Genomic DNA, 14,677 nt, shown 5'->3' with positions numbered 1-14,677 from the left:
GAGCAGCGCGCGCAAGGGGAACCCTGATGGCTGACGACACCTATCACGCCGCCGGGCCCCACGGCCCGGAGCTGCCAACCTATACCAGCGCCTCGCTGACTACCGATCTCGCCCGGCGCTACGAAAACCCCGCGCCGCAGCTGCGGACGTGGACGCTTGTGACGGGCATTCTCTTCGTTGTCGGCATCGTCGGGCTCGCCCTGAAGATCCTGCTTGCTACCCCTTCGACTGGCTGGGGGTGGACCGCAGCGACTTTCGCCTTCATCATGTGCGCTTTCGTCGCCGCGCCCCTGCCGGCGATTGCGACACGCCTCGTGAAAGGCGATTGGCGCCGCCCGTTCACGCGGCCCGCCGAAGCGTTCACCGTGACCGCCCTGCTGCTGGTGCTGCTCTCCATCCCGCTGCTCGTTGTGCTCCCAACTCGGCTTCCCGGCCAGCGGACGATCTGGTTCGGCTGGCCCGGCGCGCCGTGGGTCTATGACTTTCTCGCTCTGCTCGGGCTCGCTGCAGTCGGCCTTGCGATGTTCTCTGTCTCCGCTGTTCCCGACTGGGCTGCGCTGCGCGACCGCGGCATCCGGGGGCCGCTGCTTGACCGGGCAGCAGGATGGATTGGCGGGATGAAACAGTGGCGGGTGGCGCGGACAGCGCTCACGCCGCTCGGCGCCTTCTATCTTGCGATGTATGTCTTCGCCGGGATGCTGATCGCGACCGACTTTTCGATGTCGCTCGTTCCCGGCTGGATCGACGCGGTCTACCCGGCGCAATTCTCGATCACGGGTCTGCAGGCGGGCGTTGCAACGTTGATCGTGACGCTCGGCCTCTACCGCCGATTTGGCTACGCAGACTACATCGGCCTCGACCAGTTCTGGGGTCTCGGCAAACTGCTGCTCGCCCTGTCGCTGCTCTGGTTCTACTTCTGGTGGTCCGCTTTCATCCTCTTCTGGTACGGCCGCAAGCCGAACGAGATTCAGCTGCTGCAGCTGTTGATGTTCGGCCCCTACTTCATTCCCTTCCTGCTCGCCTTCCTGAGCAACTTCGTCCTTCCGCTGCTCATCCTGATGTGGAATCCCATCCGGAAGAGCATTCGGGGGCCGATTGTGGTCGCCTGTATCGTGCTCTTCGGCAATTTCATGAACAATGTGCGGCTCTTTGTCGGACCGTGGTCGCTCACGCAGCACGGCGGCGAGCTGGTGGAGGTCATTCCGCCGTTCCAGTGGCCAGACCTCGCCGATCTGCTGATCATCCCGGGGTTTATCGGCGGCGCGGTCTTTCTCTACCTCGTCGCCCTTCGCCTCGTCCCGCGGCTGAACCTCTGGGAGATGAAGGAAGGGCTGCTCTACCGGACGAGACGCAAGTATCTTCTCGGCCAGGTGGTTGTGATCGGGAAGCCGGAGTAAGACGATGCAAGAACGCGTGACACTGACCGACCGGCAGATCAACGAGGAGCTGCTTCGTTCGATCTTTGTGACCCCGATGCGGTTCTGGGTCTCGGCGACGATCCTTGCGCTGATCGCCTCGCTGATGGTGATCTCGTTCACCTTCATGGTGATCTTTGGCCTCGGGCTGACCGGGCTGAACCGGCCGGTTTTCTGGGGCTTCATGATCACAAACTTCGTCTTCTGGGTCGGCATCAGCCACGCCGGAACGATGATTTCGTCAATCCTCCGGTTAACCCAAGCAGAATGGAAGCGGCCGATTACGCGCGCCGCCGAGACCATGACGGTCTTTTCGCTCGCGACCGCAGCCCTCTTTCCCCTGATCCACACCGGCCGGCCGTGGCGGATCGTCTACTGGGTCTTCCCGTACGACTTCAACCACCAGATCTTTCCGAACCCGCGCTCGCCGCTCGTGTGGGACCCGAGCGCCATCTTCACCTACCTGACGGGGTCGGCGCTGTTTGTGCTCGTGGCGCTCATCCCCGACTTCGCCGCCATCCGCGACCGGTCGACCGGAATGCGGAAGACGATTTACGGCGCCCTCGCGCTGGGGTGGCGGGGTACGCCACGCCAATGGAAGATGCAGACGATCGTCGGCGTGCTGCTCTCGGCGCTCATTCTGCCGGTCTTCGTCTCAGTCCACTCGATCGTGTCTTGGGACTTCGCTGTCTCGCTCGTTCCCGTGTGGCACGCGACCGTCTTCGCCCCTTACTTCGTGATCGGCGCAGTGCATTCCGGCGTGTCTGCAGTGCTGACGCTGATGGCGATTATGCGGAAGTTCTTCGGCTGGCGGAACCACCTCCGCCCCGAGCACTTTGATGCGATCGGCCGGCTGCTGATCGCTGTCGCCTGCACCTGGCTCTACTTCTTCATGCTCGACGTTTTCTACGCGATCTACGCCGCCGAGCCCGCCGAGCTGGTGGTGATGGAACTGCGCTTCTTCTCGTGGCCGTGGGGAGTGCTCTTCTGGGTTGTGCTGATCACCTCGTTCATCATTCCCATCCCGCTCTGGCTGAAGCGGAGCAACCGGCGGAACATCACCCTCATGTTCTGGACCTCGGTTCTCGTCAACATCGGGATGTGGTCGGAGCGGTTCTGGCTGATCGTTCCCGCCCTCGAGCAGAAAGAAGAGTTCACCTACATGTGGAACGTCTATAACCCGAACCTCGTCGAGATCGGCCTCGTCATCGGGTCGGTCGCGCTCGTCGGGCTGTTCCTGCTGCTGTTCTCGAAGGTGTGCCCACCGATCCCGCTCTGGGAGATCAAAGAGGGGCAGAAGTTTACTGCCGACATTCCGCTCGGCCGGATGCGCGTGCCGGCGATTGTGAAGGAGTAAGGGCGATGGCACAGATTCTCGGCCTCTTCAAAACGCCCGAGCTGGCGGCTGATGCCGCGCAGGCGCTCAAGAACGCGGGCTTCGACCCGCACAAAGGCGACTATGACATCTTGACCGGCTGTCCCTATCCCGAAGAGGTCTTTGGGGAGCATGTCGCGCCGCACCGGCTGTTCATCTTCCCCATCATCGGCGCGATTTGTGGCTTCGTCGCGGGCATCCTGATCACCGGCGGGATGCAGATCACCTATCCGATGATCACCGGCGGGAAACCGATCCTCTCGATCCCGCCGATGGTCATCATCACCTACGAAGGGACGATGCTCGGCGCGATCATCTTCACCATTCTCGGCACGCTGTTTGAATCGCGCCTCCCCAACCTCGAAGGCGGCGTTTACGACCCGCGTATCACGACCGACGGCTTCATCGGCATTGTGGCGCAAGGGTCGCCGGAGCGGCTGGCCGAAGCAGAGGCGATCTTTCAGCGGGTCGGCGCCGAAGATGTCGTTCGGGAAGCGGCCGCTGCCGGGCGAGCCGGCTAAGGAGAGCGCCGATGCGACTCCCGCTCATTCTTGCAGCCCTCGCGATAGGCGCAAGCGCGCTGTCGACCGCCTGCACTCCGACGGTGAATCAACCGCTGAACGGCAACGTCTGGCCGTTTGCCGGCGGCCAGTATCCTTTTGACCTCTTCCCCGAGATGCACTACCAACAGTCGTTCCGCTCGCAAGAGCCGCGACGGCTGTATCCCCCCGAGGGCGCGGTACCGGTGACAGGCGCAAACTACAAGCCAAGCGCAGTCGAAGCAAGCCGCCTGCAGAACCCTATTCCGCTCACTCAAAACGCCCAGCGCGGCGACGCCCTCTATGCGACGAACTGTGCCTTCTGCCACGGCCCGCAGGGAGAAGGGAACGGGCGCGCCAATGCCTTCTTCACTGCCTATCAAGGACGTCCCGCGCCGAGCCTGAAAGACCCCGTAACCGTGAACCGAACCGACGGCGACCTGTTCTACATTCTGACGAGCGGCCTGAACTATAACCCCGAAGGCACGCAGAACGGCATGCCGCCCTTCGGCAATCTGCTCAACGAGCAGGACCGCTGGTTGCTGGTGAATAAGATCCGCCGCCTTCAGCGCGGGCAATAACCCCCTTCTCCCGCGCGATAGGCGGGCCGTCTCGAGGGGCGCGCAGCGCAAGCCAAATCGCCGGCGGCGGCTCGGCACGTTTTGCAGCGGCGTATTGCTGCCTACCGCCTCTTTCTCGCTCGCTGCGGCACAGCGGCGGGGCAGGGCTGATCGGGATTGTCGCGTCGGGCGCTTCGCGCCCTCCTCGCCATAACGTTTTCTTGCTCGGGCGCGAGCCGGTGGAGCGCTGCGACAGCGTTCGGTGCCGGCAGCGCCGCGTTGTCCCCGCAATGACGCTTCGTCCATCCCGCCCGTGCCTCAAAACGCCGCTTCAGTCGAGCGACCTTCTTGGCATGACGCGCAGCCTTGCTAGCTGGACGTTCTGGTCGCGACAACGCCCTCTCAGCGACGCTCGGCAATCACCGCCTTCCTCTGGCTGGTGCATTCCGCCTGCTCGCAGCGCCCCTTCTGCGACGCCGGCACGCTGCGGGCCAGCATGCAGGCATGTGACGCGCTCTCGCGCTGACCTTTCTCGCCGCGACAGCAACGAGACCTCGTTGGCGGCCGGCGGTGGGCAGGCGGGGTCAGCGCCGGCGCTCTTCACCCCGAACAGCGCCATCCGCTCAGCGCCGAGGGAATCAGCAAGCTATTCCTGCTGGCGGCGATGCGCAGAAACGCCTCCCCCCCTTCAGCGAGAGAAGGAACGAGGCCGCGCTTCCGCAGAGGGATGAACGCCTTTTTGACTCAGGCCACGCTCAGAGGGCGCCGTGGCACTTCTTGTATTTGCGCCCGCTTCCGCAGGGACACGGCTCGTTGCGTCCGACCTTGCGGCCTGCGCCCACGGCGACAGGAGCGGCGGCGCGAGCGCCATTCCGAGCGGGAGGGGCCACTGCGCGGCTGGCAGCACGCGCGCGCGCGGCCGACTCGGCGTCTGGGGGACGGTTTTCCTGAATATTGCGGACCGCCGGGGGCGGAGGCGGCGTCTGAAGAATGCCGACGTGATAGATCATGTTGACAGTATCGCGCTCAATGTTTGCGCGAAGCTCGTCGTAGAGCGCGAACGCCTCTTTCTTGTATGCCACCAGCGGGTCGGCCTGGCCATAGGCACGGAGCCCAATTCCCTCGCGGATATGCTCCATCTGGGTCAGATGCTGGACCCAGTTGGTGTCGATCGCGCGGAGGAGGACAAGCCGCTCCAGCAAGCGCATGTTCTCGCTGCCGACCTCGCGCTCTTTCTCTTCATAGGCACGGTCGGCGGCCTCGAGGATGACATCGATCACCTCGTCGGCGCTCATCCTCGAGAGATACTCCGGCGTAATCTCAGCCGGCAGGGGGAAGATCATTCGAATCTGATTCAGCAGCGGCTCGAAATCGGTCTCTTCGTCGACGCGATCGCCGACATATTGTGCGATCAGGTTCTCGAGGGAGCGGTGGATCATCTCCCGGATATTTGCCTTGAGGTCGGCACCGGAGAGGATCTTGTTCCGCTCGCCGTAGATGACTTCGCGCTGCTTATTCATCACGTCGTCATACTGAACGACGTGCTTCCGAATGTCGAAGTTATATCCCTCGACCTTGGTCTGGGCCGTCTCAATCGACTTGCTGACCAGAGGATGTTCGATCGGCACATCCTCTTCCATGCCGGCCCATTCCATGATTTTCTTGACACGATCGCCGCCGAAGCGGCGCATGATGTCATCTTCAAGCGAGACGAAGAAGCGAGACGACCCGGGATCACCCTGACGACCGGCGCGTCCGCGAAGCTGATTGTCGATGCGGCGCGCTTCATGGCGCTCGGTGCCGATGATATGCAGCCCTCCCGCAGCGACGACCTGCTCCCGCTGCTTCTCCCAGAGGGCAGTGGCCTCGGCGCGCGCAGCAGCGCGCTGTTCTTCCGTCGCCTGATGCGGCTCAATTCCCTGCTTCCGCAGCAGATCGTCGGTCATCAGATCGACGTTGCCGCCAAGGATGATGTCGGTGCCGCGACCTGCCATGTTCGTGGCAATTGTGACTTGGCCGGGCGCGCCAGCCTGAGCGACGATCAATGCCTCACGCTCATGATACTTGGCGTTGAGCACATTGTGCGGGATCCCGCGCTTCGACAACAAACTGGAGAGATATTCGCTCTTCTCGATGGAGACTGTGCCGACAAGGACCGGTCGGCCTTTTTTATGCTCAGCGATGATCTCTTCGACAACGGCATTGAATTTCGCTTTCTCGGTCTTATAGATCACATCGCCGTAGTCGATCCTGATCATCGGCTTATGGGTTGGAATGGGAACGACGTCCAGGTTGTAGATCTTATGAAACTCTTCTTGTTCGGTGAGCGCCGTTCCGGTCATCCCGGCGAGCTTTTCATACATGCGGAAGTAGTTTTGGAAGGTGATCGTTGCCAGCGTGACGCTCTCTCGCTGGATCTTCACCCCTTCTTTCGCCTCGATCGCCTGATGGAGGCCGTCTGACCACCGGCGACCAAACATCAGCCGACCGGTAAACTCGTCAACGATCACTACTTCGCCGTTTCGCACGACATAGTCGCGGTCACGCTTGAACAGCACTTTCGCCTTGAGCGCATTCTGAACATGGTGGGCAATCTCGAAATTCGCCGGATCAAAGAGGTTATCGATCTTGAGAATCCGCTCGATTCGAGTGATCCCTTGATCAGTTAACATTACCGAGCGGGTTTTCTCGTCAACCGTGTAATCCTCTTCCGGCTGGAGATTCTGCACTGCGCGCGCAAAGTGATAGTATTTCTCGGTCGGCTCTTCCGCTTGGCCGGAGATGATGAGCGGCGTTCGCGCTTCGTCGATCAGAATGTTGTCTACCTCATCGACGATGGCATAGTACCACCCTCGCTGCACGCGCTGAGACAGGTCGACTACCATGTTGTCGCGAAGATAGTCGAAGCCGAACTCGTTGTTCGTCCCGTAGGTAATATCTGCAGCGTAGGCTTCTTTGCGCGTGATCGGTTGGAGATGAAGAAAGCGCGGGTCGCCTTCTGTCCATTCCGGGTTGTACAAGAACGATGCTTCGTGCTGGATCGACGCCACCGAGACGCCCAGCCGATGATACACCGGCCCCATCCATTGGACATCGCGCTTAGCGAGGTAGTCGTTCACTGTGACCACATGGACGCCGCGCCCGGTCAGCGCATTCAGGTAAGCGGGCAGCGTGGCGACAAGGGTCTTCCCTTCGCCCGTCCGCATCTCCGCAATCTTGCCTTCGTGAAGCACCATGCCGCCCAGCAGCTGGACATCGAAGTGACGCAGCCCAATCGAGCGGCGCGCTGCTTCGCGGACGGCAGCGAATGCCTCGGGCAGCAGGTCGTCTAACCCCTCGCCGTCGGCGAGCCGCTGCCGAAATTCTTCGGTCTTGCGGCGCAGCGCCTCGTCGCTCAGTCCAACAAACTGCGGCTCGAGCTCATTGATCTGCTGAACAATGGGGGTAAGCCGCTTGATCGTCTTCTCGGGTGAGTCACTAATGAGGAGGTTCTTCAGCCACTTGAGCATACGCAAATTCTACCAGTCCCCCCTGCAGGCGGCTAAGAAACCGGCAGCCAGTCCCCATAGAGGGTACGGTAGAGCGCGCCCACGCTCTCGCCCTCGTGAATGCGGTGGATCGCCTCCGCGATGAGACGCGCAATTGGCAGTACAGTCACCTTCGGCAGCCGCTCGCAAACGGTATGCTGGGGCAAGCTATCGGTGACGATCAGCTCAGTGATGGGCGACTGCGCGAGGCGCTCGATTGCCATCCCCGAGAAAAGCCCGTGGGTTGCTGCCGCATACACTTCTGTGGCGCCGTGCTCGATGCAGATGCGCGCCGCAGACGTGATCGAGCCTGCGGTATCGATCTCGTCGTCGACGAGCAGCGCCACCCGCCCGGCGACATCGCCGATGAGGTGCTCTGCCTCCGTCAGGTCGGTGTTCCCAAGACGCGATTTGGCGACAAAGGCGACGGGCGCCCCAAGCACTTGGGCGAAATTCTTGGCGCGCTTGGCGAAGCCGAGATCGGTGGCGACCACGACCAGATTGCGAAAGCGCCGGCTGGAGATGTGATCGCAGAGGAGATGAAATGCGGTCACCTCGTCGACCGGCACCGTCGCCGGGAAGAACCCTTGGATCTGGCCGGCGTGGAGGTCGAGGGTCAGCACGCGGTTGACGCCCGCCGCGACCAGCAGGTCGGCGATCAGCCGCGCCGTGATCGGCACCCGCGGCTGGTCCTTCTTGTCGCTCCGGGCGTAGGCGAAATACGGCATGACCGCCGTGACCCGCCACGCCGACGCGCGCCGCGCCGCCTCGATCATGATGAGCAGCTCCATGATCGCGTCGTTGACGGACCCGTTCGGCAGCGCCGCGCCGGGCTGGATGATGAACACATCCCGGTCGCGAACCATCTGCTCGTACTTGACGAACGTCTGGCCGTTGGTGAAATCGAAGAGTTGGCGTTGGCCGAGGGGGATGTGGAGTTCCTGACAAACGGCTTCAGCAAGGCTGAGATGCGCTCGTCCAGAGAAGACCGCGATCTCTCGGGCCACTCCTGCGTTTCCTCCGTCGCTGCTGCGCGACCGTGTGCCCAGACGGGGCATCGCGACGCGCGCCCCGTGTGCTTGACCATCGCGTCGACCGGATTCCCCCGCCCGCAGTATGATACCACGAGGAGAGCGAGAACCGGCAGCTATTCCCACACGCAGGAGAACGATGAGCGACGAGCCAAAATCGCGACCGAACCGCGTCTACTTCGATAAGAAGCGGCGCAAGTGGATCGCCGAGACCCCCGAAGGACGCTGGGAATATGACAGCGAGAACGCCGCCCTCCACGGGCTGGCGCGGCGGGTCGGCGGCATGACCTCGCCGCCCGCTGTCGACTACCAGCGCCGACAGAGCACCTTGCTCTAAGCCTCCGCCCAGCCCCGAGAAGGCGCCGTGGAGGACGAACTGCGCCCACCGCCGCTAGGCAAAATTGGAGAAGTCCCAGGTGTAGATCTTGGTCGGCTTGAGGCGCATCAGCTGAGGCGCGGGCAGCGAACGGACGTATTGATATCCCGGGTTATCTTCAGTGCCGTAGTAGCGCTGGATAAGAAACTGCCGGAAGAGGACATGAAAATCGTCTTCGGGCAGCAGTTCCATTGAGCCCCAAATGATGATGCCTTTGTACTCGTCCTCCCGCGTCCCGGAGTCGACACAGAAGCAGACGTGATTATTTTCGAGAATATTGCGGAAGCTTTTTCGGGTTTTCTGGGTGCCGATGTAGATATTGTGCTCGAAGACAATGTACCACGTCGGCTTGACATGGGGACGTCCGCGCTTGTCGGCCGTCGCCAGCCGAGCGATCTTCTGGTCTCCGAGATAGCGCCACCATTTGACCGGGATCTCGACTGCCATGCTCACTCCTTGCACGTAGTGCGCCTCATGATAGCGGACACGGCGATGAGACCGCGCAAGGAGAGGAGGCGCGACGCTCAGTTCGCTTCGTCTGGTGAGACGAGACCGCGTTGAATGGCGACAAGGGCTGCCTGCGTCCGATTGGTGACGCCGAGCTTCTGAAAGATCTCGCTCAGCCGATTTGCGACCGTCTTTTCCGAAAGGTAGAGCCGAGCGGCTATCGTGCGATTGTCGTGCCCGGCGGCGAGAAGACGGACAATCTCCAGTTCGCGCTCAGTGAGCGGCCCGCCGCCCGGCCGTATCTCACCTCGAACGGCCGCAAACACCCCGGCGACGAGCGACGGGTCGAGCGCCGACTCGCCGCGCGCCACGCGGCTGATCACGGTCATCAGCTCCTCGGCGTCCGCGTCTTTCAGGAGGTAGCCCCGCGCTCCGGCCCGGATCGACTCGATCAGGTGCTGGTCCTCCCGATACATCGTCAGCATGATCAGCTTCACCTCGGGGTGGCTGGCCGCAAGCCGCTTGGCAACCTCGACACCGTTGAGCCCAGGCATCTGAATATCGAGCAGGACGATATCGGGGCGGAGGGTCTCGACGGCAGCGATCACCTCAGGACCGGTCGCCGCTTCGCCGACAACCTCGATTGCGGGCTGACGCTCCAACAACTCGCGCAAGCCCTGGCGGAACATCCGATGGTCGTCTGCGAGGAGGAGGCGGATTGGCATTAGGAGGCCACCAAGGAGCGCGCCGGCAGCGGCAGCCACGCCCGAACGACCGTGCCCTGCTGCGGCTGACTGGTGACGCTGACGCGGCCGCCGATCGCTGCCAGCCGCTCGCGCATCAGCTGCAGCCCCAGCCCGCCGCGCGGCGGTGCGGCGAAGCCGCAGCCGTCGTCGCGAACGGTCACCGCCAGCCCGCCATACGACGCCGCTAGGGTGAGCGTCACCTGTCGTGCCTTGGCATGTTTTGCCACGTTGGTCAGCGCCTCTTGGACGACACGAAAGCAGGCGGCTTCGACCTCCGGCGAGAGCTCTGCCGGCGCGTCGGCGGTGTCGATCTCGATCTGCCACCCGTGCTGATTGGCGAACTCGAGCGCATAGCGGCTGAGGCCGGCAAGAAAGCCCACTTCATCGAACTGGAGGGGGCGCAAGGCGAAGATGGCGCGGCGTATCTCGCCGATCTGCTCCCGCAGCATCGCCTTGAGGTTGACCAGCTCGGCGCGCAGTCGCTCCGGGTCGCGCTCGACCCAGTCTAACCAGAGATCAACCCGCATCCGCTGGAAGGCGAGGCTCTGCGCAACGCCGTCGTGGATATCGCGCGCAATCCGAGCGCGCTCTTCAGCAATGGCGCGATCAAGTTGATAGACCGCCACCGCTTCCCGCACTCGGCGGCGCGCCCCGCTGATCGCCTCGGCAACCTCCAGCCCGATCGTCCACAGCAGTGTCCGCTCATCTTCGGTGGAGCGGACAGAACCAAGATACAGCTCAATCCAGCCGATCACCGCAAGCCCGTCGTACAGCGGCAGGAGAAGACATTCCCCCCACGGCGAGGTGAGCGATCGCGCTTCCGTGAGGCTCGGCGCGATTTCCGGAAGGCCGAGCGCATGGCGACGAACAGCAAGCGTCTCTGCCGTTGCGCCGCTCCGGCGCACCTCCGTAGGGTCGCCCCCGTCGAGCAGGACGATTGCGCTCGCCTCGACCGGCACGAGCTGCGCTGGTGCGCTCAGAGCCGCGTCGAGGATCTCATCGAGGGTGGCGGAGGACGCGAACCGGCGGGTTACTTCGCTGAGAAGACGCAGGTGACGGTTCGTCCGCTCCAGTTCGGCATTCAGCCGCCGCTGCTCGGCGAGGGTCGCTTCGAGGCTGGCCTGGTGGTGCCTTTCCCGGCTTGCCAGCCACGTCAGGCAGACCCAGATCCCCAAGGCGCCGATTGCGCTCCAGACAACAAGGTCGATGAGATCGCGGCTTTCACTGCGGATGGTGTTGAGGAGGCTGGTCTCAAGAAGCCGGACGAGGGCAAAGGAGGCCGCAAAGATCGCGGCAAGCGGCCAGCGCAACTGGCGCAGAAGCTGCCATCGGGCGGGGTCTTGCTGCTCGGCCATGTCGAAGATCGTACGGAGCCGCTAAAAGATATGCTACCCCGGCGAGAGGCGGCGCGCGGTGTGGGGAAACGGCAGGGGGTCGCGCCGCATCGCCGGGGGGTAAAGGGGAAGGGCCGGCCGGGCGGGGACGGCCGGCAGCGCGCGGATGCGCGGTCAGGATGGGATCATCCGCTCGCTTGCCTCCTGGAAGAAAGCGCGACCAGCGCTCGACGCGATCACGCCGTTGACCAGCTTCGCCAGCAAGTCGGGTGCGCCGGGAAGACGGCGGCGGAGGGCTCGTTCCACTTCGCCGGGCCGGCGCAGCTCGACACGGGTTGCGAGAAAGGCGAGGGTGCGCTCATCGGTCTTTTCGAGCGCCGGGTCCCACTGGTCGATGGGACTGAGCCGGCGGCACAACACTCGGTGGACGGTTTCCCGCTCCTCCGCCGTGAAGCGCGCGAACGCCTCTTCATGCGCGCGCTCAACAGCCGGTCCCGGCGCAAACCAGAGGAAGTAGCGGTAGCGCTGGAGCTCCGGCCAGTCGAGCGAGGCGGCCAGCACGCCGTTGAACTCTTCCGGCATCGTTGCCGACTGCGGGAGAGAGCGGTCAGGACGGTTCACAGCGAGCACCATGACTTCCCCTCGTTTGAGGCACAGCCCTCGTTGCCGCGACTTAGAACTCCTCGAAATCGCCGAAGCCGAAGTCGGCGGCATCGAGAGAGTCGTCTCCGGGATCGCTTGCCCCTGCATCAGCGAGCGGCCCCGTCTCGGCCATGGCCATGGGGTCTCCGAATCCACTCAGCAGCTGCTGAGCGATCATGGTGCCGATGAAGGCGCCGGCGATGCTCGAGAGGAGACTGGCGCCGATCATCGTCCCCAAGCCAGGCCCCCGGCCGCCGAAGGCACGCTCGAGGGTGCCCGGCTGGCGCATTTCGGCGCGGGTGGCAACGCGCGCGAGTGTCGCCGGGTCATCTTTCGTCGCCTGCTCGTGCGGCGGCACCACGGCGTTCAGCTCTCGGCGAACCAGTTCACGCTGTTCTGGGGTCAGCTTGGCGAACGCCTCTTGGTGCGCCTGCTCGATCGCTTCAGGCGGCGCAGTCTGGAGCAGGTAGCGGTAGCGGGCGATCGCCTGCTGGTCGGTCATCGCGCCCGCTGGCGGCGGCGAAGGTGCCTGCTGGGCAGACGGTCGTCCAAACAGTCGGTCCAACAGTCCCATAGAACCTCCTCGAGAACGCGGCTCCCCTGTCGGCCTTTCGAGGAAGGGGCGTTGCCGCGGTACGATGAGCATAGGTACTGCCCAGTGCGGCAGGGAAGAGGAGCTCTTCCCGACCCGAGAGGGAAAAAGTTCCCGACCGAGCGGCTACGCCGCGCTGAGAGCGCGAACGGCGGCGTGTCCCTCGTAGATCGCCTCGAGCAAGGAGCGCGGAGCGCGCATGTCGCCGATCGTGATCAGCTGGGGGATCTCGTTCTCCAGCTCGCGTGCAAGCAGCGCCTGCGGCGTATTGGGTGTGACGGCGACGATCCACTCCACCCCTTCGAGACGCTCCTCGATGCTGGAGAGCACATCGCCGATGAGGAGCGCCCCCTGCTCATAGCGGAGCGGCCGGCGGTACATCCGAAGAACGACGCCGAGAGCGACCAGCCGATCGATCGCTGTTGCCCGGCTGTACATGTTGATATCCCAGAAGACGACGTCGCCGGGCGAGACGAGGGTGACCTGCGCACCAGCGCGCGCTAAGGTCTCCGCCACAGAGGCGCTTGCCCAGCTGCCGATCAAGTCGACGACAACCCCTCGGCGGCCGGCATAGGAAGCGAGGTCGCCGGCGAGCACCTCCGCCGCCGTCGGCGCCGGCCCGTACCCCTCGATGACAAGAGGGGTTGGCGTCGAACCGAGCGCGAGAATGACCACCTCCGCCCCTGCGGCGCGGATCCGCTCTGGCGTCGCCTCATAGGAGAGGACAACGTCGACGCCAAGCCGGTCGAGCTGGCGGGTGAAGTAATCGATGGCGAGCCCGAGGTCGCTCCGGCCGGCGCCCCGCTGCCCCACCCGCAGCTGCCCGCCGAGCGCATCCGACCGCTCCCAGAGAGTGACATGATGGCCCATCTCGGCGGCGAGGCGCGCTGCCTCCAGTCCTGCGGGGCCGCCGCCGACCACCAACACTCGGCGCGGCGCGGCGGTCTTGGGCGGATCAACAGGCCATTCCCGCTCCTTGCCCACCGTCGGGTTCATCATGCAGGTGATCGGCACCATCTTGGCAAGCTGACCAATGCAGAAGTTGCAGGAGACGCACGGACGGATCTCCGCCTCGCGTCCCTCGATTGTCTTCTTGATCAGATGAGGGTCCGCCATGTGGGCGCGCGTCATCCCGACAAGGTCAACCTTGCCGGTCGCAAGCGTCTCCTCGGCGGCAGCAAGGGTGGTATACCGAATGATCGTGAAGACGGGCACGTCGGGGACCGCCTCGCGCACGGCGAAGGCAACGTGGCGGAAGGGGGCAAGACCATAGTTCATCTCGGCGACATGAAAGCCGATGCTCGGCAAGGCGTACGCCGACACCGAGACATTAATGAATTGGACAGGCGCCGCCTGATGGATGCGTGCGATCAGGTCGACGCTCTCCGCGAGGCCGAGGCCGCCGGGAACGAGCTCATCCCCCGAGACTCGAATGCCCACCACCATGCGATCGCCAACTGCCTGCTGAACGGCGCGAAGCACGGCGAGCGGGAAGCGGAGCCGGTTCTCGACGCTGCCGCCGTAGTCGTCTTGGCGCTTGTTGACCGCCGGCGAGAGAAATTGATGCAGGAGGTGCCCATGCCCGAAATGCACCTCCAATCCGTCGTAGCCAGCATCCGCGAGAAGCTGAGCGGCGAAGACGAAGGAATCCTTCACCTCCTCCATCTCACGCGGCGTCATCTCATGCGGGATCGCGCCGGTCGCCGACCACGGCACCGGGGAGGGCGCCCACGACGGCATGCGCAGGTGGACGTTTGTCGTCTGCCGCCCAGTGTGGAGGATTTGAGCGAAGATTGGGATGCCGTGCGCATGGACGGCCTCGGTGATCTGCCGGAAACGCGGCAGTGCCCGCTCATCATAGGCGACAATGCACTGCGCCCGGTCGACGCTCGCCGGATGAACGCGAATGCCGCCCGTGAAGATCAGTCCGACGCCGCCTTTCGCGCGCTCGGCGTGATAGGCGACATCGCGATCGCTCGGCAGCGTATTCTCGCCGAAATTCGTCGTATGGCCGCTGATGAAAATCCGGTTTTTGAGCCGGATACCGCCCAGATCGAAGGGCGAGAAGACATGGGGATAGTCGCTCATCGGCA

General features: G+C 63.7%; 13 protein-coding genes. 5 read left to right on the top strand and 8 right to left on the bottom strand.

Translation table 11 applies throughout. The features are described 5' to 3' along the window. Positions 1–26: 26 nt before the first annotated feature. The 4 genes from NZ773_14635 to NZ773_14620 are packed head-to-tail and all read left to right on the top strand — an operon-like array spanning position 27 to position 3,910. A complete protein-coding gene (locus NZ773_14635) occupies positions 27–1,397 on the top strand; it encodes a hypothetical protein (GenBank protein ID MCS6803161.1) in 1,371 nt (456 codons plus the stop codon). A 4-nt stretch (positions 1,398–1,401) separates the two neighbouring features. Further along, the gene (gene nrfD, locus NZ773_14630) at positions 1,402–2,772 is read left to right on the top strand and encodes a polysulfide reductase NrfD (GenBank protein ID MCS6803160.1); all 1,371 of its coding nucleotides are present in this window, start codon (positions 1,402–1,404) and stop codon (positions 2,770–2,772) included. A 5-nt stretch (positions 2,773–2,777) separates the two neighbouring features. Beyond that, a complete protein-coding gene (locus NZ773_14625) occupies positions 2,778–3,311 on the top strand; it encodes a DUF3341 domain-containing protein (protein MCS6803159.1) in 534 nt (177 codons plus the stop codon). An 11-nt stretch (positions 3,312–3,322) separates the two neighbouring features. After that, positions 3,323–3,910 carry a cytochrome c gene (locus NZ773_14620; GenBank protein ID MCS6803158.1) on the top strand — a complete coding sequence of 196 codons (588 nt, stop codon included), beginning with the start codon at positions 3,323–3,325 and terminating at the stop codon, positions 3,908–3,910. A 734-nt stretch (positions 3,911–4,644) separates the two neighbouring features. On the opposite strand, the gene secA is transcribed toward NZ773_14620, so the two are convergent. After that, positions 4,645–7,398: a preprotein translocase subunit SecA gene (gene secA, locus NZ773_14615; protein MCS6803157.1), complete on the bottom strand. Its 2,754-nt coding sequence runs from the start codon at positions 7,396–7,398 to the stop codon at positions 4,645–4,647. A gap of 32 nt (positions 7,399–7,430) precedes the next feature. Next, positions 7,431–8,474, bottom strand: a complete 1,044-nt coding sequence (locus NZ773_14610) for a ribose-phosphate pyrophosphokinase (GenBank protein MCS6803156.1) — start codon at positions 8,472–8,474, stop codon at positions 7,431–7,433. Between the two features lie 112 nt (positions 8,475–8,586). Here NZ773_14610 and NZ773_14605 point away from each other — a divergent pair, with 112 nt between their 5' ends. Beyond that, a complete protein-coding gene (locus NZ773_14605; protein ID MCS6803155.1) occupies positions 8,587–8,784 on the top strand; it encodes a hypothetical protein in 198 nt (65 codons plus the stop codon). A 54-nt stretch (positions 8,785–8,838) separates the two neighbouring features. Here NZ773_14605 and NZ773_14600 read toward each other — a convergent pair whose 3' ends face one another. The 6 genes from NZ773_14600 to NZ773_14575 form a co-directional block, all read right to left on the bottom strand. After that, positions 8,839–9,270 (bottom strand): pyridoxamine 5'-phosphate oxidase family protein, encoded by a 432-nt coding sequence (locus tag NZ773_14600; protein ID MCS6803154.1) that lies wholly within the window; start codon positions 9,268–9,270, stop codon positions 8,839–8,841. A 77-nt stretch (positions 9,271–9,347) separates the two neighbouring features. Then, positions 9,348–9,995, bottom strand: a complete 648-nt coding sequence (locus tag NZ773_14595; protein ID MCS6803153.1) for a response regulator transcription factor — start codon at positions 9,993–9,995, stop codon at positions 9,348–9,350. Further along, positions 9,995–11,371, bottom strand: a complete 1,377-nt coding sequence (locus NZ773_14590) for a GAF domain-containing sensor histidine kinase (GenBank protein ID MCS6803152.1) — start codon at positions 11,369–11,371, stop codon at positions 9,995–9,997. Before NZ773_14590 ends, NZ773_14595 begins: the two co-directional genes overlap by 1 nt. Before the next feature lie 153 nt (positions 11,372–11,524). Then, positions 11,525–11,983: a hypothetical protein gene (locus NZ773_14585; GenBank protein MCS6803151.1), complete on the bottom strand. Its 459-nt coding sequence runs from the start codon at positions 11,981–11,983 to the stop codon at positions 11,525–11,527. 40 nt (positions 11,984–12,023) lie between these two features. After that, on the bottom strand, positions 12,024–12,566 hold the full coding sequence (locus tag NZ773_14580) for a hypothetical protein (protein MCS6803150.1): 543 nt from the start codon (positions 12,564–12,566) through the stop codon (positions 12,024–12,026). Positions 12,567–12,710: 144 nt separating this feature from the next. Then, a complete protein-coding gene (locus NZ773_14575) occupies positions 12,711–14,672 on the bottom strand; it encodes an FAD-dependent oxidoreductase (GenBank protein ID MCS6803149.1) in 1,962 nt (653 codons plus the stop codon). Positions 14,673–14,677: the final 5 nt, after the last annotated feature.

It is taken from the genome of Dehalococcoidia bacterium (genome assembly GCA_025054935.1).
Classification (GTDB): Bacteria; Chloroflexota; Dehalococcoidia; order SpSt-223; family SpSt-223; genus JANWZD01.
The sequence above is the reverse complement of the archived record's forward strand: the minus strand, read 5'-3'. Positions and strand labels throughout refer to the sequence as shown.